General features: G+C 72.8%; 17 protein-coding genes. 9 read left to right on the top strand and 8 right to left on the bottom strand.

Features of this window, described 5'->3' with window-relative positions; genetic code table 11:
* Positions 1-117: 117 nt before the first annotated feature.
* Positions 118-1,794, bottom strand: coding sequence for a DEAD/DEAH box helicase (locus ACFFIA_RS02570; protein WP_377244619.1), 1,677 nt, complete (start codon positions 1,792-1,794; stop codon positions 118-120).
* Between the two features lie 267 nt (positions 1,795-2,061).
* Between ACFFIA_RS02570 and ACFFIA_RS02565 the strand changes: the two genes are divergently transcribed.
* Positions 2,062-2,739, top strand: coding sequence for a ferritin-like fold-containing protein (locus tag ACFFIA_RS02565; RefSeq protein ID WP_377244616.1), 678 nt, complete (start codon positions 2,062-2,064; stop codon positions 2,737-2,739).
* A 66-nt stretch (positions 2,740-2,805) separates the two neighbouring features.
* Here the strand turns inward: ACFFIA_RS02565 and ACFFIA_RS02560 are convergent, their stop codons facing one another.
* On the bottom strand, positions 2,806-3,033 hold the full coding sequence (locus ACFFIA_RS02560; protein WP_377244613.1) for a DUF3107 domain-containing protein: 228 nt from the start codon (positions 3,031-3,033) through the stop codon (positions 2,806-2,808).
* A 158-nt stretch (positions 3,034-3,191) separates the two neighbouring features.
* On the bottom strand, positions 3,192-3,830 hold the full coding sequence (locus ACFFIA_RS02555) for a TetR/AcrR family transcriptional regulator (RefSeq protein WP_377244610.1): 639 nt from the start codon (positions 3,828-3,830) through the stop codon (positions 3,192-3,194).
* Between the two features lie 153 nt (positions 3,831-3,983).
* On the opposite strand from ACFFIA_RS02555, the gene ACFFIA_RS02550 reads away from it, so the two are divergent.
* The 6 genes from ACFFIA_RS02550 (at position 3,984) to ACFFIA_RS02520 (ending at position 11,243) form a co-directional block, all read left to right on the top strand.
* Entirely contained in the window at positions 3,984-6,146 is a 2,163-nt protein-coding gene (locus tag ACFFIA_RS02550; protein WP_377244607.1) for a hypothetical protein, read from the top strand.
* Between the two features lie 19 nt (positions 6,147-6,165).
* A complete protein-coding gene (locus tag ACFFIA_RS02545; protein ID WP_377244604.1) occupies positions 6,166-7,203 on the top strand; it encodes an alpha/beta fold hydrolase in 1,038 nt (345 codons plus the stop codon).
* Positions 7,200-8,012, top strand: a complete 813-nt coding sequence (locus ACFFIA_RS02540) for a DUF3152 domain-containing protein (protein WP_377244601.1) — start codon at positions 7,200-7,202, stop codon at positions 8,010-8,012. The genes ACFFIA_RS02545 and ACFFIA_RS02540 overlap by 4 nt, the downstream gene beginning before the upstream one ends.
* Positions 8,013-8,082: 70 nt before the next feature.
* On the top strand, positions 8,083-9,102 hold the full coding sequence (locus ACFFIA_RS02530; protein WP_446686955.1) for a DUF3152 domain-containing protein: 1,020 nt from the start codon (positions 8,083-8,085) through the stop codon (positions 9,100-9,102).
* A 101-nt stretch (positions 9,103-9,203) separates the two neighbouring features.
* Entirely contained in the window at positions 9,204-10,385 is a 1,182-nt protein-coding gene (gene moeZ, locus ACFFIA_RS02525; protein ID WP_377244592.1) for an adenylyltransferase/sulfurtransferase MoeZ, read from the top strand.
* Between the two features lie 69 nt (positions 10,386-10,454).
* Positions 10,455-11,243 (top strand): prenyltransferase/squalene oxidase repeat-containing protein, encoded by a 789-nt coding sequence (locus tag ACFFIA_RS02520; RefSeq protein WP_377245669.1) that lies wholly within the window; start codon positions 10,455-10,457, stop codon positions 11,241-11,243.
* 160 nt (positions 11,244-11,403) lie between these two features.
* Here ACFFIA_RS02520 and ACFFIA_RS02515 read toward each other — a convergent pair whose 3' ends face one another.
* From ACFFIA_RS02515 to ACFFIA_RS02495, 5 genes are all read right to left on the bottom strand, one after another.
* Positions 11,404-12,210, bottom strand: a complete 807-nt coding sequence (locus ACFFIA_RS02515) for a hypothetical protein (RefSeq protein WP_377244589.1) — start codon at positions 12,208-12,210, stop codon at positions 11,404-11,406.
* A 42-nt stretch (positions 12,211-12,252) separates the two neighbouring features.
* Positions 12,253-12,843, bottom strand: coding sequence for an NADH-quinone oxidoreductase subunit B (locus tag ACFFIA_RS02510; protein WP_377244586.1), 591 nt, complete (start codon positions 12,841-12,843; stop codon positions 12,253-12,255).
* Between the two features lie 68 nt (positions 12,844-12,911).
* Positions 12,912-14,306, bottom strand: coding sequence for a pyridoxal phosphate-dependent decarboxylase family protein (locus tag ACFFIA_RS02505; RefSeq protein ID WP_377244583.1), 1,395 nt, complete (start codon positions 14,304-14,306; stop codon positions 12,912-12,914).
* Positions 14,275-15,708 (bottom strand): MFS transporter, encoded by a 1,434-nt coding sequence (locus ACFFIA_RS02500; RefSeq protein WP_377244580.1) that lies wholly within the window; start codon positions 15,706-15,708, stop codon positions 14,275-14,277. Before ACFFIA_RS02500 ends, ACFFIA_RS02505 begins: the two co-directional genes overlap by 32 nt.
* Before the next feature lie 26 nt (positions 15,709-15,734).
* Complete coding sequence (locus tag ACFFIA_RS02495; RefSeq protein ID WP_377244577.1) at positions 15,735-16,046, bottom strand: MGMT family protein; 312 nt, start codon at positions 16,044-16,046, stop codon at positions 15,735-15,737.
* A 90-nt stretch (positions 16,047-16,136) separates the two neighbouring features.
* Between ACFFIA_RS02495 and proB the strand changes: the two genes are divergently transcribed.
* Together proB and ACFFIA_RS02485 are read left to right on the top strand one after the other, a co-directional pair.
* On the top strand, positions 16,137-17,246 hold the full coding sequence (gene proB, locus ACFFIA_RS02490) for a glutamate 5-kinase (protein WP_377244574.1): 1,110 nt from the start codon (positions 16,137-16,139) through the stop codon (positions 17,244-17,246).
* 13 nt (positions 17,247-17,259) lie between these two features.
* Positions 17,260-18,507, top strand: a complete 1,248-nt coding sequence (locus ACFFIA_RS02485) for a glutamate-5-semialdehyde dehydrogenase (protein ID WP_512700712.1) — start codon at positions 17,260-17,262, stop codon at positions 18,505-18,507.
* The last annotated feature ends 14 nt before the right edge of the window (positions 18,508-18,521 follow it).

The following is an 18,521-nucleotide window of genomic DNA, read 5'->3' as shown; positions in this document are numbered from 1 at the left end:
CTGTTTACAGGGCCAAGACAGATCTGGGCTACCGCGATGTCCGCCGCGGCCCAGGCCCGCTGCTCCCGCGGCCTCACCCTCCGCGTCTACACAGGCCAACCCCGGCCGGGGCCGGGATCACGCCGTGGTGTCGGACGCGGGTCCGGTGCTGCCGGCACCGCCGCGGCGGCGACGGCGGCGGCGGCGCGGCTTGGTGGCGGCGGAGGGATCGGCGGTCGCCGTAGCGGGCTCGGCCGGTGTGTTCTCGGCGGGAGCGGAGACCACCTCACCGGCGCGGCGGCGCTGGCGCTGGCGGCGAGGGGCGGTCGGCTCGCCGGACTCCGACGGATCGGCGGCGGGCTCGCGCCCGTCGCTCGTACCAGAGCGGGAGCGGGACCGCCCACGGGCCGTGGCCTGGCCGCGGCGGCGACCACCGGCGCGTCCGCGGCCGCCCAGGTCTTCCTCGGCCTCGGCCGAGAGGCCGGCGCGTGTGCGCTCGGCGGTGGGCAGCGTGCCGGACACGTCGGTGGCGATGTCGAGGTCGGTGTAGAGCCACGCCGAGGTGTGGTAGGTTTCCGGCGGCTCGGGCATCTCCAGCCCCAGCGACTTGTCGATCAGTCGCCAGCGGGGCATGTCTTCCCAGTCGACGAAGGTGACCGCGACGCCGCTCGCGCCAGCCCGGCCGGTGCGCCCGATGCGGTGCGTGTACGTGTCGGGGTCTTCCGGGCAGTCGTAGTTGATCACGTGGGTGACGCCGGAGACGTCGAGGCCGCGGGCGGCGACGTCGGTGGCGACGAGTACGTCGATCTTGCCGGCCCGGAACGCCCGCAGCGCCCGCTCGCGCGCGCCCTGCCCCAGGTCACCGTGGACTGCCGCGGCCGCGAAGCCGCGGAAGTCGAGGTCTTCGGCGACCCGGTCGGCGGCCCGCTTGGTGCGCGTGAAGATCATCGTGAGGCTCCGCCCCTCCGCCTGGAGGATGCGGGAGAGCACCTCGATCTTGTTCATCGGGTGCGTGCGGTAGGCGACCTGCTTGGTCAGCGGCGACGCGCCCGTCTCGGCGCTGTGGCCGGCGTGGATGGTCACCGGATGGCGCAGGAAGCGCCGGGCCAGGGCCACGATCGGATCGGGCATCGTGGCCGAGAAGAGCATGGTCTGGCGGTCTTCCGGCAACATCGCCAGGATCTTCTCAACGTCGTCGAGGAAGCCCAGGTCGAGCATCCGGTCGGCCTCGTCGAGCACGAGCGCGTGCACGCGGTCGAGGCGGAGCCGCTTTTGCTTGGTCAGGTCGAGCAGGCGGCCGGGCGTGCCGACCAGGATCTCGACGCCCGCGCGGAGCGCCTCGATCTGCGGCTCGTACGCCACGCCGCCGTAGATCGGCAGCACGCGCACGCCCCTGGTGCGCCCCGCGGCGGCCAGGTCTTTGGCCACCTGGAGGCCTAGCTCACGGGTCGGTACGACGACCAGCGCCTGCGGCACGCCGTCGCTGCCCTCGGCGGGCGCGAAGACCCGCTCGAGCAGCGGCACGCCGAAACCGAGCGTCTTGCCGGTGCCGGTGGGCGCCTGGCCGATCAGGTCGGAGCCGCGCAGCGCGATCGGCAGCGTGTACTCCTGGATCGCGAAAGCCCTGGTGATGCCCACATTTCCCAGCGCCTCGACGGTCTCCGGGCGGACGCCCAGATCGGCGAAGGTGGGGCTGTCGGGGCGGACCGGGGCCCGCGTGATGGTCTCTTCGGTGTCGCTCACGGCCGTCTTCGCATCGCTGCTGGTGACCGGGAAGCTCCCGTTTGCACTGATTTCGTTGGTTTGCTCGCTCATGGAGTTTTAGGGGTGCCCTCTCGTGGTGCGCCCCGTTTCGTCCTAGGGCGCTCATTCGGTCTGGCGCGGGCCACGCGCGAAAGCGGTGGTCGATGCGATCGCGGGCCGCACGCGCTCCGCCGGCTGGGGTTCGAACGATCTCTGGCCAGCGGCAACTTGCGCAATGCTACCTGACGTGGGCGAACCGTGCTCAGATTGTGTCCGCCAGCCCGAGCACCGGGCACCGCTCACACCGCGCGGACGAGCAACCGGGAGTAACCTGCGGGCGTGACAGAAGTCTCCCGAAGCGTGTCCGAGGTGGCTCAACCGGGCTCCGCCGTCGTCGAGCTGCTCGGCATGGTCGCCTACGCCGAGCTGCTGGCTTTCGACCGGATGGCGGCCGACGCCCGGCTCGCCCCAGACCTGCGGCGGCGGGCGGTGCTCAGCGAGATGGCCGCCGTGGAGATCGTCAACTACCGCCGCATCGCCGGCCGCCTCACCGAGCTGGGCGCCGACCCCGACGCGGCGATGGGACCCTATGTGGTGGCCCTCCAGGAGTACCACCAGCTGACCGAGCCGAAAGACTGGCTGGAGGCGCTCACGAAGGCGTACGTGTGGGACGGCATCGCCGACGACTTCTTCCGCGAGGTCGCCGCGTTTCTCGCACCGGAGGATCGTGACCTGGTGCTCGACGTGCTGCACGACTCGCAGTACACCGACTTCGCCGCCGGCGAGATCCGCGCCGCGATCGCCGTCGACCCCAAGGTGTCCAACCGGCTCTCGATGTGGGCCCGCCGCCTGGTCGGGGAAGGGCTCTCGCAGGCGCAGCGGATGGCCGGCGAGCGGGTCGCGCTCACCATCCTGATCGTGGAGGGTTCGGGAGACCAGGCTGGTGTGCAGGCGCTCCTGAAGCGGCTGACCGCGGCGCATACCGCGCGGATGGCCGCGGCCGGCCTCAACAACTGACTCACGCCGTCGAGGCGAGGGTCGCCCCCGCCCGCGCGGCGCGTCGGGCCACCGCTGTGGCTTGCCCTAGCGGGCAGTGAAACCGACCGGGCGCGGCGACGCCTCAGCGATCTCCACGTAGGCCACCTTCCCGACCGGCACGATGATCCGCCGGCCCTTTTCGTCCTGAAGCGACAGCACGCCGCCGTCGGACGCGATCGCGTCGGTCACGATCTTCTCCACCTCGGTCGGCGTCTGCGCGCTCTCGATCACGAGCTCGCGCGGGGCGTACTGCACGCCGATCTTGACCTCCACGTGACCCTCCTCTATCGCGACGGAAGCTCCGCCGGTGCAACCGTAACTGACCGCCGTGCGGGAACCTCCGCTCGGCTCACAACCCGCGTTTCGCCCTGCGCGGAGCGGTGCGTCAGCGCGCTCACACCGCGCGCCCCGCCCACGCCTCGCGCGGTGTGTCAGCTCGGCTCGCCCTGGAGCGGGAAGCTCGCGATGCCGCGCCAGGTCAGCGCGGCCAGCAGCGCCTCCGCCTCCGCCTTCGGCACCTGGCGGCCCGCAGCCAGCCAAAACTGCGCCGCCGTCTCCGCCGCGCCCACCAGGCCCGACGCCAGCAGCTCGGCGCGCGCCCGGCTCACGCCGGTGTCCGAGATGATCGTGTCGGTGATCGCGGCGATGCAGCCGCTCTCCACTCGCTCGACCCGCTCCCGCACCGCCGGCTCGTTGCGCAGGTCGGACTCGAAGACCAGCCGGAACGCCTCGCTCTCGTGGTCGACGAAGTCGAAGTAGGCCTGCACCGCGCCGCGTACGCGCTCCTTGTTGTCGTTGGTGGCGGTCATCGCGCTCTGCACCTTCGCCACGATCGCCTCGCAGTGCGTGTCGAGCAGCGCCAGGTAGAGCTCGAGCTTTCCGGGGAAGTGCTGGTAGAGGACCGGCTTGGAGACGCCCGCGCGCTCGGCGATGTCGTCCATGGCGGCGGCGTGGTATCCCTGCGCCACGAAGACCTCCTGGGCCGCCTCCAGGAGCTGCTTTCGGCGCGCGGAACGCGGCAGGCGCGTGGGCCGGCCCGTCGGCGGCGCGCTTCCCGACCCTACGGCCATGCCGTCACCTCGTCTTTCACGTATGAACCTAGAACTTTCGGTCAATCCTTCGGATCGGTAAACATCTACTTACCCAGGAACTGGCCGGACGTTGCGGCTTATCGCTGCTGTCAGCACACGGTAGCCTCAGCGGGGGCAACCGAGGAGCGCACGGTGGACGAAACAGGGCAACCCGGTGGCGTCACGCCGGGAGGTAGCAACGGCGCGGGTTCGCACGGAGAGCGTGCCGACCGCGGCGGTAAGGCTGACAGCGCTGGTCAGGCCCGGCTTAATGGCTGGGCGGCGGCCGACGCGGTGTGGTCAAACGCCGGTGCCGCGCTGGAGCCCGCCCCCGAGCCGGTGCAGCCGCCGAGCTGGCGCACCAGCGCGGCCGACGGCGGGGTCGGGCACGGCTGGGCCGAGGCCCCCCGCTACGCCGACCTGCTCGCGCCGCTCAGCCCCGCCCCCCAGCCGCCCCAGCCGCAGGCCCGGCCCGGGGTCAACGGTGCCGACTCCGCCCCGATCGCCCTGCGTGTGCCGGCGAGCGCCCCGCCCTATCCGTACGAGGGGGATCTCGAAGACGCCGCCCGGGTCTCTGGCCTCTCCGAGGTCACGCCCATCCCGCCGATCGTGGTCGACCGTTCTGCGTCGCCGGCTCAGGCCGTCCCCGCGCCCCAGGCCGACGTGCCCCGCCACGGCTCCGAGGGCGCCCGCCGCGGCCCCGAGGCGGTCCGGCACGGCGCCGACGAGGCGCGGCACGGCGCGGAGGAGGCGCTGCCCGCCCGCCGCCCGCCGGCCGAGGAGCCCGCGCGCCGCCAAGCCGCACCGTCCGGCCCGACCCCGCAGGGTCCGAGCGTGTCGCAGGTCGCGCCGCCGCGCCCGTCGTTCGGCCCGTCGGCCGCGCGGGCGCAGGCGGCCACCCCGCCGGCTCCCCCGCAGTGGCAGGAGACGCGCGACGCGGGCATGGCCGCCGACGTGCCGCCCGGCTTCCGGCCCCAGCCGCCGTACGAGCGGCCCGGCTACGACACCTCGCTTTACGAGCGGCCGGTGTCGCCGTCCGCCCCGCCGGCCCGCCCGGGTCCCGCCACGCCGCTTCCCGCCCGTACACCGGCACCGCCCCGCATGGCCTCGTGGGCGCAGGAGTGGCCGCACCCCGAGCCGGCGCCGGCCGATCCGCGTGGCCCCCGCCGCCCCACCGACCTGGCCGGTGACCCGCTGACGACCGGTGCGCCGCAGGCCGCCGAGGCCGTCACAGCGACACCGCCGGTCGTCCCGAGCCCGCCGGCCCCGGCCCCGGTCACACCGGCCCCGTCCGCGCGAACACCCGAGCCGGACGTGCTGCCGCAGCGGGTTCCGGCCGAGCCGGACGTACCGACCGCGCCGGAGCCGCCCGCAGAGCCCCCCGCCGACGGACCTGACCTCACCCGGATCTGGAGCCACTTGCGTCGCGACGACGTGCAGCCACGGGAGCGCCCCGAGGGCTTCGACGTGCAGGCGATCCTGGCTGCCGTGCGCGGTGTCGAAGGCGTGCGGGACGCCTCGCTGCGTACGACCCAGGCGGGGGCACACAGCCTCCGCCTGGATCTCGCCGACGGCGCCGACCCGGCCGAGGTCAGCCGGATCGTCGCCCGGCTGCTGCAAGACCGGATGGGCCTGGCCGCCGCGCCCAAGGACGCGTCCACGCCGAGCGAGCCCGCGGGGCAGGCCGCCGCACCGGCCCGCGCCCGCACCGAGCCCACCGCCTCCGGTTCGTATCCGGCGCCCACCGGTTCCTACCTCCCCGCCCAGCCGGGCGGCTCGGTCGCTGACCAGCGACGGCCGGCCCCCGAGACACCGCGCCGCCGGGCCCGCCGGGCGCGCGAGGAGGGCCCCTTGGGTCAGAGCGCTCCCGTCGAGGCCGCACCGCCGCGCCCCCTGCCGGCGGGCAAGCCGGGGCCGCGCATCGTGATCGACGAGGTGCAGGTCAGCACGTTCGGGCTCGACGCCACGGTCGAGGTGAAGCTCGCGGCCGACGACCGGCGGGCCACCGGGCGGGCCAACGGGCCGGCAGTCGACGCCTATGTGCTGCGGCTCTGCGCCGAGGCCGGTGCCTCCGCTGTGGACGATCTGCTGAGCACCGCCGAGCAGGTCGGCGACCGGGGCAAGTGCTTCGTCGAGCACGCCGCCGTGGTGCCGTTCGGCAGCTGCGAGGTGGCGGTGGTCGTGGTGCTGCTGGTCTGCGGCGGCTGGGTCGAGCAGCTCGCCGGCTCCGCGCTCGTGGCCGGCGACCCGCGCCAAGCTGTCGTGCGTGCGACGCTCAACGCGGTAAACCGCCGCCTAGAGGCATTACTCGCCTAGCCCCGGGCATCATTGATCGATGAAGCGCGCGTTACTCGGAGCGGACGACCTCTTTCCCACTGGTGGCGAGGCACCGCCCTGGCCGGGCCGGCTGGTGGAGCTCGACGGTTCGCGCCTGCTCGTCCGGGACACGCCGGCGACCGCGCCCGGGGCCGAGCCCGCGCTGTACGTGCACGGCCTCGGCGGCTCCTCGACCAACTGGACCGACCTCGCCGGGCTGCTCGCCGGGCGGCTGGAGGGGCAGGCGATCGACCTGCCCGGCTTCGGCCGCAGTGAGCCGGCCCGCCGCTACACCATCGCCGCCTTCGCCGACCGCGTCATCCGGTGGATCGAGCACTCCGGGCGAGGGCCGGTGCACCTGTTCGGCAACTCGTTGGGCGGGGCGATCTCCGTACGCGTGGCGGGCCTGCGTCCCGACCTCGTACGCACGCTGACGCTGGTTTCGCCCGCCCTGCCCTTCCTCGACCCGCGCCGCTCGTCGCAGAGCCGGGCACTGCCGCTGCTCGCCATCCCGCGTGGCGACCGGCTTGCCACGCGGCTGCTCACGCGGGTCACGCCGGAGCAGATGGCAGACCAGATCATCGACAGTTGCTTCGCCGATCCCAGGCGGGTGAGCGAGATGCGCCGCCTGGAGGCGGTCGAGGAGATCCGCATCCGGTACGAGCTGGCGCACTACATCCCGGCGTACCTCAGCTCGCTGCGCGGCCTGGTCTCCTGCTTCCTCCGGGCGTACCTGCCGGGCGCCGGCTCGCTCTGGCGCATCGCCTCCCGGATCACCGCGCCGACGCTGGTGATCGGTGGCCGCCAGGATCAGCTCGTCGACATCCGGGTCGCGCCGCAGGCGGCCCGCGTGATCCCGGACAGCCGCCTGCTCATCCTCGACGGCGTGGGGCACGTGGCCCAGATGGAGGTGCCGAGGGTGGTGGCCCGCGCGGCGGTGGCGATGCTCGACGAGGTGAGCCGGCCCGATGCCGAGCGTCCACCTCGGCCGAGCCGGGCCGTCCGCGTGGGAGTGGCGGCCGCCAAACCCGGGTCCGCCCAGGTGGCGCCGGCGTGAGTCGCGCCCTCGGCGTTGCCGCCGGGGTCGCCGCGCTCGCCGCGATCGCGCTGGTGGGGCTGGCCGTCTTCCCGGTCGGCCTGTCGCCCGCCGCGCCTCCGGTGCCGTCGCCGGTCCCGACGACGCCGGAGAGTACGCCGCCGCCGTCGCCACCCGCTTCTCCCACGCCCTCGGCCTCGGCCTCACCTCGGCCGGCGCCGCCCGTACTCCGGCTCACCGGACCGGTGCCGACCAAGGGATCAGGCGGTTTCGAGTACGCCACCACGGCCGGCCCGGTCCACGGGCGCTCCGGCAAACTGCTGCGGTACCGCGTGGCGGTGGAGAAGGGCTCGGGCGAAGACCTGGCGGAGTTCGCGGCGGCGGTGGACGGGGCGCTCGGCCATCCGCTGAGTTGGACCGCCGGCGGCCTGCGCATGCAGCGCGTGGCGCGCGGCTCGCCACACGACTTCACGGTGCACCTCGCGACCCGGGAGACGGCCGGGCGGATGTGCGCGGCGGGTGGGGTGAACATCACGGTGCGCGGGCGGCCGTACACCTCCTGCCGGATCGGCAACTCCGTGATCCTCAACCTCGACCGGTGGCGCCTCTCGGTCGACCACTTCGTGGCGGCGAAGGTGCCGCTCTCGACGTACCGGGACTATGTCGTCAACCACGAGGTGGGGCACCGGCTGGGACACCGGCACGAGCTGTGCCCGCGGCGCGGGCGGCCGGCACCGGTGATGATGCAGCAGACGCTCGACCTCAAGGGCTGTACGGCGAACGCGTGGCCGTTCCTCAACGAGAAGCGTTACGCCGGGCCACGCAAATAACCGCATAAATTAGGACAAGCCGGCGTGCCTCGCCTACTTAACGCATGATCACTGGCACGCTGAGTGGACCATGACGACGCGCGCAACCCGTGCCCCCGCGCCGGCAGCGGCCCGCACCCCGCGTGAATCCGCGCGGCGTGGCGCACGCCGGACGGCGCCAGCCGACGCGCGGGCGGCCTCCCGGCGCACCGCCGAGGAGCGGATGCGTCACCGGCGGCGGCGGACGGTCATGCTCGTACTCATGCTCGCCGGCACCGGCCTCGTGGTGGTCGACGCGGCGCAGGACCAGCCCCAGCCCGCCCCCGTCGCGGCACCGGAGCCCGCGCCTTCGACGCCAACCTCCGCGCCGTCGCCGACCGCGGCACCGTCCCCCTCGCTCTCGCCGACCCCGTCCCCAGCCCTGTCCGTGTCCCCGTCCCCGTCGCTCTCGCCCACCCCGCTGCCCACGCCGTCGCGGGTCGCGCCCTCGTCCACGCGTTCCCCGTCCGCGCCGGCGACCCGCCCGGTGGCCGCGGTCGCGTACCCGGAGCGGGGAAGCGGCTCGTTCACCGAGGTCACGACCGGCGGGAAGGTGCTCGGCACGGCCGGTACGCTGCGCCGCTTCCGGGTCGCCGTGGAGGGCGGGACCGGGCAGAACGTGGGCGCGTTCGCCGCCGAGGTGGACGCGGTGCTCGGCGACTCGCGCAGTTGGGTCGCGGGAAGGTCGCTGCGGCTCCAGCGGGTTCCGAAGGGCGAGGCCGCCGAGTTCACCATCTACCTGGCGACGCCGGCCACCTCGGAGCGGATGTGCGCGGTCGGCGGGCTCAACACCGAGGGGTACACCTCCTGCCGCCTGCCCGGGCAGGTCATCATCAACCTCGCCCGCTGGCTCACGGCCGTACCGGACTACGGCGCGCCGGTGTCGACGTACCGGGCGTACGCGATAAACCACGAGGTGGGGCACCAGCTCGGGCAGGGACACGAGGCGTGCCCGGCGCCCGGCTCGCCCGCCCCGGTGATGCAGCAGCAGACGTACGGGCTCAAGGGGTGCCTCGCCAACGCGTGGCCGTACCTGGCCGGACGCAGGCATTCCGGCCCGGCTATTCCCTGATCCCGCGTTCTGGGCCGTGGGCCACGTCATTGCCCGCTTGCGTCACCGGCGAGCAACAATGGTGCGGTTAGCGCACTCATTAACCTTCCGGGGAGTCCATCGTGTCGCTGCCCCCGCTCGTCGAGCCCGCCCCTGAGCTCACCGTCGACGAGATCCGCCGCTACTCACGCCACCTGATCATCCCGGACGTCGCGATGGACGGGCAAAAGCGGCTGAAGAACGCGAAGGTGCTCTGTGTGGGCGCCGGTGGCCTGGGCTCGCCCGCACTGATGTACCTCGCGGCGGCCGGCGTCGGCACGCTCGGCATCATCGACTTCGACACCGTCGACGAGTCCAACCTCCAGCGGCAGGTCATCCACGGCCAGTCGGATGTCGGCCGCCCCAAGGCGGAGTCGGCGGCCGACTCGGTGCGCGAGATCAACCCGTACGTCAACGTGGTCATCCACAACACCTCGCTCGACCGCGACAACGTGCGGGAGATCTTCTCGCAGTACGACCTGATCGTCGACGGCACCGACAACTTCGCGACCCGCTACATGGTCAACGACGCGGCGGTGCTGCTCGGCAAGCCGTACGTGTGGGGCTCGATCTACCGCTTCGATGGTCAGGCCAGTGTCTTCTGGGCCGAGCACGGCCCCTGCTACCGCTGCCTCTACCCGGAGCCCCCGCCGCCCGGCATGGTGCCCTCGTGCGCCGAGGGCGGTGTGCTCGGCGTGCTCTGCGCGTCGATCGGCTCGATCCAGGTCACCGAGGCGATCAAGGTGCTGACCGGCGTCGGCGAGCCGCTCGTCGGTGGGCTGATGGTCTACGACGCGCTGGAGATGTCCTACCGGAAGATCAAGGTCCGTAAAGACCCCAACTGCGCGCTCTGCGGGGAAAACCCGACCGTCACCGACCTGCTCGAAGACTACGAAGACTTCTGCGGCGCGGTGTCGGTTGAGGCCCAGGAGGCGGTGGTCGACGCCACGATCACGGCCCGCGAGCTGAAGGACTGGCAGGAGTCGGGCAAGGACGTGTTCCTGGTCGACGTGCGCGAGGCCGCGGAGTACGAGATCGTCCGCATCCCGGGGGCCACACTGATCCCCAAGGGCGAGATCCTCTCCGGCGAGGCGCTCTCCCGCTTCCCGCAAGACCGGCAGATCGTGCTGCACTGCAAGTCGGGCGTCCGCTCGGCCGAGGCGCTGGCCGCGCTCAAGGCGGCGGGCTTCAAGGACGCGGTGCACGTACACGGTGGAGTGCTCGCCTGGATCAAGCAGGTGGACCCCTCCCTGCCGGCCTACTGACCTGCGCTCTTGTCTGACCTACCGAGGCGTAACCTCGAGTCCGCCGGTAGGGTTTCGGCCGTGGTCGACATGGACGGGGCGATCGGGTTCGTTGTGGCCCGCGGTGACTCGGTGGATCGGGCCCGCCTGTCCTACCTACGCACCGGCGCCGTGCCGAGCGAAGAGATCCTCACCACGGCGGAGATCGGGCAGGCGGCCGACGGCGGCTGGCCGGCCACGTGGGGGGCCGATGTGGCCTCCATCGACGCGACGTGCTTCCGGCTGGCCGAGCTCGACGATCTCGGCGCGCTCGGCCGGCCGGCGGCCCGCCGCGGGCTCGACTGGCTCGCCAGCCGGCAGCACAACAGCATGTGGGAAGAGGACGACTCCCTCGCCGCCGAGGCACCGCCGTGGGCCAAGCCCGGCGACCCCGAGGCGCGCCTCTACCTGACCGCCAACGCCGCGTTCTGGCTGAGCGTGTCCGACCTCGACGCCGGCTGGGGCGGCGGCCAGTACGGTGCGGTGCTCCGCCCCGCTGGCCAGGCCATCGCCGCGCACATCGGCTCCGACGGCTCGTGGCGGTCGTTCCTGGTCAGCGCGTGGCTGAGCGCCGCGGTGCTGCACCGGCAGGACATGTTCTACGAGTCCGCCCGCATCCAGATCATGCTGGGCGAGCGGCTGCCGAAGATGACGCCGGCCGATGTCGCCTGGATGGCCTCCGCCCTGCGCCGCGTCGGCGTCGCGGTGGACGACTGGCTGCTGACCGCGGCCCGGCGGCGGCTGGCCGAGACGCAACGCAGCGACGGCGGCTGGACGAGCGACGACGGCGAGGCGTTCGACGTGCACACGACGCTGGCCGCCATCCGCGCGACCCGCTAGCTGCCCGTTCGCACACACCTCAGCGAAGATTTGGGCTACCGCGATGTGCGTCGTGGTCCAGGCCGCTGCTCCCGCAGCCGCACCCTCCGCCGTCCCACGATCCCACCAACACGGGGTTGAGGTCCGCGTGTGTCTCCGACGCGAACCTCACGTCAGCCCCTCAGCGGCGGAACCTGGCGACGATGTCCTTGTAGCCGCTCATCGAAGGGGCCAGCTCCAGCAGGATCTCGGAGATGGTGAAATGCTCGTCCAGGGCGGCCCGGAGCTGCGTGAGGCCGGAGCGGATGTCGGCGAGCTGGGCCTGGAGGACGCCGCTGTCGACCCGCTCGTGGATCCGCTCCAGATCGGCCGGGCGCAGAGGGAATTCGACCGTCCAGAATGACCAGTCCACGGTCGTGTAGCTGCGTGGGCTGAGCGGTTCCATCTCGGAAACCGTGGCCGCCGACACCTCAGGTATGCGCAGGGCCTGCCCCTCGACGGGCATCCCGAGGTTGTCGGTCTTCATGCCAAGGCGCTCGTACGGGCCGAAGATGCCCCCGTAGGAGCCCATGGCGAGCTGCTTGCGCCACATGCCGGCGCGGATCGTGCTGACACTCTCCTGGTCGAGGAGGGAGACGCACTCCGCGTACATGCCGAGCATGTTGACGAACTCGCTCAGGTCGTAGATCTGGCCGTTGACCTCCCGGGCGACCTCCCGGTACCAGTGGGCCTGCGTGAAGATGCCGTCGCCCAGGTACGGAAAGCCGTGATAGGGCGGTGGGGCCGAGGGGCGGAGCGCGGAGACCTCCTTGGCCAGCGACAGGAGGTGGATGATCCGGTCTCCGCGTTCGACGATGTCCTGCCCGAGCACGACGATGCGGAAGATCGCGGCGCCCAGCCGGGCCTTCTTCTTGGACTTGCGGGCGGCCATGGCCCGGGGGCCGAGGTTGAGCATCGTGTCGAGGAGCATCCGCACCATCTCGAGCAAGAATCGACTCCTGACTCGTGCGCGCCGTAAGGGGAAGCAGGTCTACGAGGTGGGTCGGTCTCGGTCTTCATCGGAGAGCACGACCCGGCGGTGGGGCGTCTCCGGCGCGGTGACAAGCGGGGCGGTAAGTGCCTCGGCGCTGCTGGCCAGCGGGTCGGGCCGCGCGACGCCGCCGATGCCGGCCTGCTCGCCGGCGATCTTCTCCTGGAGCCGCAGGATGCCGTGCAGCAGCGCCTCCGGGCGGGGCGGGCAGCCGGGCACGTAGACGTCGACGGGGATGAGCTGGTCGACGCCCTTGGTCACCGAGTACGAGTCCCAGTACGGGCCGCCGCAGTTGGAGCAGGCGCCGAACGAGATGACGTACTTCGGCTCGGGCATCTGGTCGTAGAGGCGTTTGATCGCGGGCGCCATCTTGTCGGTCACCGTGCCCGAGACGACCATGAGGTCGGCTTGGCGGGGGCCGTGCGCGAAGGGGATCACGCCGAGCCGGATGAAGTCGTGGCGGCCCATGCTGGTGGCGATGAACTCGATGGCGCAGCAGGCCAGGCCGAAGTTGAAGACCCACAGCGAATAGCGCCGGCCCCAGTTGAGCACGAACCGGATCGGCTCGCCGAGCACTCCTGGCAACTGCACGACACCAGTCAACCACAGCCCGCTCGGCTACGACCCGCTCCGATCGGCGCGTGGCCAGCGCTGAAAGTTCAGAGCGCGGGGCGCTGGAGGTAGCCGAGGAAGTCCACGAGCAGTGCCTCGCGTACGTCCGGCGGCACCGCGTTGAGCAGCGCGTTGACCGGCGCCATGCGCTCCGGGATTCCGTCGCCGAAGCCGAGCGCGCCGAGCAGTTCGGGCAGCGGGACGTCGAGCGACACCTCGGGCAGCGCCACCGGACCCGCCGCGCGGGCCGCCTCGGCAGCCGCCGCCAGGTCGGGCCCGAACTCGGCGACCCGGGGCGCCACCGAGGCGGTCACGCTGAGGTGGATGCTGGCCGGCACGTCGGCGTACGCGAACTGGGGCTGCGTGTGCCATCCCCGCGCGGCCAGCTCGTCCGCCAGGACGAACACGTCGAAGAGGTCGGCGGTGAAGCAGACCACAGTGGACTCCGGCGCGGCCACGAGGCGCAGCCCGTCCACACGCGACACCGCGGCGGCGAGCTCGCGTACCGCCTCCAGCGTCTTCGCGGTGAGCGCGAGGTAGCCGCTGTCGCCGAGGTGTCGCAGCACCGCGTACGCGGCGGCGATCGGGCCGCCCGAGCGGGTCGACGAGATCACCGGGTTGACCATCGTGTAGCCGGGCCAGCCCGCGTACGCGAAGTACTGCGGCCGGCGCAGCTCGGCGTCCCGGTGCAGCAGCACGGAGACGCCCTTGGGCGTGTACGCGTACTTGTGCAGGTCGACCGAGATCGACGTGACCCCCGGCACCGAGAGGTCGAAGGGCGGCACCTGCACGCCGAGCCGGCGCAGGTAGGGGAGCGTCCAACCGCCGAAGCAGGCGTCCACGTGGCAGCGCACGCCGGCGGCTGCCGCCACGGCCGCGATGCCGGCCACCGGGTCGACGACGCCGTGCGCGTACGACGGCGCGGAGCAGGCGACCAGCACCGTGTCCGACCCGATCGCCGCGGCGACGTCCTCCGGCGCGGGGCGGAGGGCCGACGCCGACACGGGTACGAGGTCGAGCGCCACGCCCAGGTAGTGCGCCGCCTTCGCGAAGGCCGCGTGCGCGGTCACCGGGGCCACCAGGCGGGGGCGCTCGATCTCCGGGTGCGCGTCGCGGGCCGCCTTCACGGCGAGCATCAGCGACTCGGTGCCGCCGCTGGTCACGTTGCCGACGGTCGCCGGCCCACCGCCGAGGAGCCCGGCCGCGGCGCCGACCAGCGCGTTCTCCATCGCCAGCAGCGACGGGAACGCGGTCGGGTCGAGCCCGTTGACGTGCGCGGAGAGGGCGTAGGCGGCCATCGCCAGGTCGTCGAGCCCGTCGAGTCCGGGGTCGTACACGTACGCGAACAGGCGCCCGCCGTGGGTCGGATGGTCGGCGGTGCGCAGCGCCCGGATCTCGTCCAGCACCTGCTCAGCCGGCAGGCCGTCCTTCGGCAACGACATGCGAAGTACCGTACAAGCGATCTTCGGTCAGGTCGTAGCCGCGCATGAAGAGGACCGCCAGGCCGACCAGCACCGAGGGGATCACCGTGAAGCCGAGCAGCACGCCGAGCCGGGCGGTGCCGTCCTGCGCCGCCGCCTCGCCGCTCGCCGACGAGACGTACCCGAAGAGCTGAAGGACCAGCGCGTAGATCCCGGGTCCGAGCGCGAGGCCGAGTGTCTCGCCGGCCGTCCAGAGTCCGGTGAAGACGCCGGCCTGGCGGCGTCCGGTGCGGGCGGTGTCGTGCGCGATGCAGTCAGGCAGCATGGACAGCGCGAAGACCTGCTGGCCGGCGTATCCGCAGCCGATCGCGGCCACGACCAGGTAGACCGCGGCCGGCGGCAGCGCGGGCGCGGCGAGCAGCGTGAGCGCGCCGGCCGCGAAGATCAGCGATGCCCAAACGAACGCGCGCAGCTTGCCGACCCGCGTGCCGACCCGCCGCCACACCGGCATCACCAGCAGCGCGGGCCCGACGAAGCACGCGAAGAGCACGGTCGGGCCGTCGCCCGGGCGCTCGATCACGTGGTCGGCGAAGTACTTCACGCCGGCGAGCATCGTGCCGATCCCGGCCGACTGGATCACGAAGCAGGTGAGCAGCAGCCGGAAGGGGCGGTTGCCGGTCGCCACCGCGAGCTGGGCGCGCAGGCTCGGCTCGCTCTCCCGCACCGGGCTGGCCGCGACGCTGCGCGTGCCGACGTACGCGCCGACCGCCCCCACCATGATCAGTGCGCCGCAGAAGAGCCCCATCCACCGGTGGCCGGGGATGCCTTCGCCGCCCGCGCTCACCACGAGCGGCGCCACCGCGCCGGAGACCAGGATCGCCAGCGCCAGGAACGCGACCCGCCACGTCATCAGCCGGGTCCGCTCGGCGTACCCGTCGGTGATCTCCGCGGGCATCGCCACGTACGGCACCTGGAAGAACGCGAACGCCGTCGCCGTCGCGAAGAAGGCCACCGCGACGTAGGCCGCGGCGCCCGCGTCGGTCCCGGCTGGCGCGGCGAAGATCGCCGCGAAAAGCACGGCAAGGGCAAAACCACCACCGAGGAGGTACGGGCGGCGGCCTCCCCACCTGTCGGATATCCGTCCGGCGACGGGGTTGACGAGCACGTCCCACGCCTTGGGGAGGAGCACCAGCAAGCCGGCGAGCCCGGCGGCGACCCCCATCGTGTCGGTGAGGTACGGGAGCAGCAGCAGCCCCGGCACCGTGCCGAAGGTGCCCGTGGCCAGCGAGCCCGACGCGTAGCCGATGTGCACCCCGCGGGGCAGCCGCCCGCTCACGGCCGGGTCCGCCGCACCGCGCGCGGCCGCGCCCGCAGTACCCCTGGCGGGATGATCCGCGCGCTCATGGCCGGGGATGTTAATCATCTACCCGCACGCAGCGGAAGATGGTTCTACGCTCTGCCGGGATGCCAGGCGGCTTTCCTCATGTCGACGCGGCCGTTGCGCATGGGAGTCGCCTCGCCGATGAGCCGCGCCATCGCCTCGAGCTCGTGGCCGGGCACCACGCGGCCGGCGTTGTTGACCACACGGTGCCAGGGGACCGGGCCGCCATAGCGCGCCATGATCGAGCCGACCAGCCGGGCCGAGGAGCGCCCCGAGCGGTCGGCGAGGTGGTCGGCGATCGCCCCGTACGACATCACTCGCCCCGCCGGTATCCGCTCGACGAGGGCGAGCACCTCCTCGACGTACTCCTCCGGGGTCACGGCGACATCTTTGTGCGCTCGCTCACCGCCGTGGGGGAGCCTCGCAGACCACGCTCTCTCACGAAAACACAGCCTATGCAGAATGGTTGGGTGCGCGAAGCAGTCACCTCAGCGCGTCGAGTGGTCGTCAAGATCGGCTCGTCCTCGCTGACCACGGCCAGTGGTGGCCTCGACACCGCGCGCGTCGACGCCCTCGCCGACGTGCTCGCCGGGCTCTGCGCCGCCGGCCGCGAGGTCGTGCTCGTCTCCTCGGGCGCGATCGCCGCCGGCCTGGCGCCACTGGCCATCCCGCGGCGACCGCGCGACCTGGCCACGCAGCAGGCGGCGGCGAGCGTGGGGCAGGGGCTGCTCATCGGGAGGTACGCGGCGAGCTTGGCCCGCCACGGCCTCACCGTCGGCCAGGTGCTGCTCACCGTCGACGACGTGACCCGGCGCGCGCACTACCGCAACGCCTACCGCACGCTCCGCAAGCTGCTCGACATGCGGGCCGTGCCGATCGTCAACGAAAACGACACGGTCGCCACCGAGGAGATCCGCTTCGGCGACAACGACCGGCTGGCCGCGCTGGTCGCCGCGCTCGTACACGCCGACCTGCTCGTGCTCCTCTCCGACGTCGACGCCCTCTACACCGGCGACCCGGCCCGCCCCGACACGCGCAAGGTCACCGACGTGCGCGCCGAGACCGACCTGGTCGGCATCACGCTGGGGCGGGCGGGCAAGGCCGGCGTGGGCACCGGGGGCATGGTCACCAAGGTCGAGGCCGCGCGCATCGCCACCGGATTCGGCATCCCGGTCGTGCTGACCGCCGCCCCGCTGGCCGCCGCGGCGCTCGCCGGCGACGAGGTGGGCACGCTCTTCCATCCGGTACGCCAGCGGCCCACCGCCCGCCTCTTCTGGCTCGCCCACGCCACCTCACCGCGCGGGCGGCTGCACCTCGACCCGGGCGCGGTGCAGGCGGTGGTGGCCCGGCGCAAGTCACTGCTGCCGGCCGGCATCACGGCGGTCGACGGTACGTTCACGGCCGGCGACCCGGTCGACCTGGTCGACTCGTCGGGGGCGCCGGTCGCGCGCGGCCTGGTCAACTACGACGCGGTCGAACTCCCCTCGCTGCTCGGCCGCTCCACTGTGGAGCTTGCCGCGGCGCTCGGCCCGGGATACGAACGTGAAGTGGTACACCGTGACGACCTGGTGCTGCTCTAGAGAATTGGGATCTGTGATGAACGTCAACGAGCAGGCGCAGCGGGCCCGCGAAGCGGCCACCGCCCTGGCCACCGCCACCCGCGCCACCAAGGATGCCGCGCTGTTGGCGATGGCGGAAGCTTTGGTCGCCCGTACCCCCGAGGTCCTGACCGCCAACGCGGCGGACGTGGAAGCGGCGCGCGAGGCTGGGCTGACCGCGGCGATGATCGATCGTCTCTCCCTCACCGAGGGCCGCGTCGAGGCCATGGCCGAGGCGCTGCGCCAGATGGCCGCGCTGCCCGACCCGATGGGCGAGGTCGTCCGCGGCTCGACCCTCCCCAACGGCCTCGAGCTGCGGCAGATCCGCGTACCCTTCGGCGTGGTCGGCATCGTCTACGAGGGCCGCCCCAACGTCACCGTCGACGCGGCCGGCATCTGCCTCAAGTCGGGCAACGCGGCGCTGCTGCGCGGCTCCTCCTCGGCCGCCCGCTCCAACGCCGCGCTGACCGCCATCCTCCGCGACGCCATCGAGGCCACCGCCCTCCCCGCCGACGCCGTGCAGTTGCTCGATGCCACGACCCGCGACTCGGTCAAGGAGCTGATGCGCGCCCGCGGCCTGGTCGACGTCCTCATCCCGCGCGGCGGCGCGTCCCTGATCAAGGCGGTGGTCGAGGAGTCGACCGTCCCGGTCATCGAGACCGGCGTGGGCAACTGCCACGTCTACGTCGACGCGGCGGCCGACCTCGACAAGGCACTCGCCCTGGTCATGAACAGCAAGACCCAGCGACTGTCCACATGCAACACCGCCGAGTCGCTGCTGGTGCACGCCGACGTGGCCGACGCCTTCCTGCCCCGCATCCTGACCGCGTTCGCCGAGGCCGACGTGACCGTCCACGGCGACCCGCGCGTGGCGGCCCTGTCGGACGCGGTCGTGCCCGCGACCGACGAGGACTTCGCGACGGAGTACCTCTCCGCCGACATCTCGGTCGCCGTGGTCGACTCGCTCTCCGCGGCGGTGCGCCACATCCGCCGGTACGGCACGCAGCACACCGAGGCGATCGTCACCGAGTCGGTCGCCGCGGCCCGCGAGTTCGTCTCGCAGGTGGACGCGGCGGCCGTGATGGTCAACGCCTCGACCCGCTTCACCGACGGCGGTGAGTTCGGCTTCGGCGCCGAGATCGGCATCTCGACCCAGAAGCTCCACGCCCGCGGCCCGATGGGCCTCCCCGAGCTGACGTCCACGAAGTACGTCGTGACGGGCGACGGCCACCTGCGCGGGTAGCCGCTCGTCAGAGC

Source organism: Phytohabitans kaempferiae (genome assembly GCF_042433955.1).
GTDB classification, from domain to species: domain Bacteria; phylum Actinomycetota; class Actinomycetes; order Mycobacteriales; family Micromonosporaceae; genus Phytohabitans; species Phytohabitans kaempferiae.
The sequence above is the reverse complement of the archived record's forward strand: the minus strand, read 5'-3'. Positions and strand labels throughout refer to the sequence as shown.

Bases quoted from the DNA above. Each gene is read 5' to 3' on its own strand.
- ACFFIA_RS02570 (WP_377244619.1), bottom strand. From the start codon at position 1,794: ATGAGCGAGCAAACCAACGAAATCAGTGCAAACGGGAGCTTCCCGGTC.
- ACFFIA_RS02555 (WP_377244610.1), bottom strand. From the start codon at position 3,830: ATGGCCGTAGGGTCGGGAAGCGCGCCGCCGACGGGCCGGCCCACGCGC.
- ACFFIA_RS02545 (WP_377244604.1), top strand. From the start codon at position 6,166: ATGAAGCGCGCGTTACTCGGAGCGGACGACCTCTTTCCCACTGGTGGC.
- ACFFIA_RS02530 (WP_446686955.1), top strand. From the start codon at position 8,083: ATGACGACGCGCGCAACCCGTGCCCCCGCGCCGGCAGCGGCCCGCACC.
- ACFFIA_RS02520 (WP_377245669.1), top strand. From the start codon at position 10,455: ATGGACGGGGCGATCGGGTTCGTTGTGGCCCGCGGTGACTCGGTGGAT.
- ACFFIA_RS02505 (WP_377244583.1), bottom strand. From the start codon at position 14,306: ATGTCGTTGCCGAAGGACGGCCTGCCGGCTGAGCAGGTGCTGGACGAG.
- ACFFIA_RS02500 (WP_377244580.1), bottom strand. From the start codon at position 15,708: ATGATTAACATCCCCGGCCATGAGCGCGCGGATCATCCCGCCAGGGGT.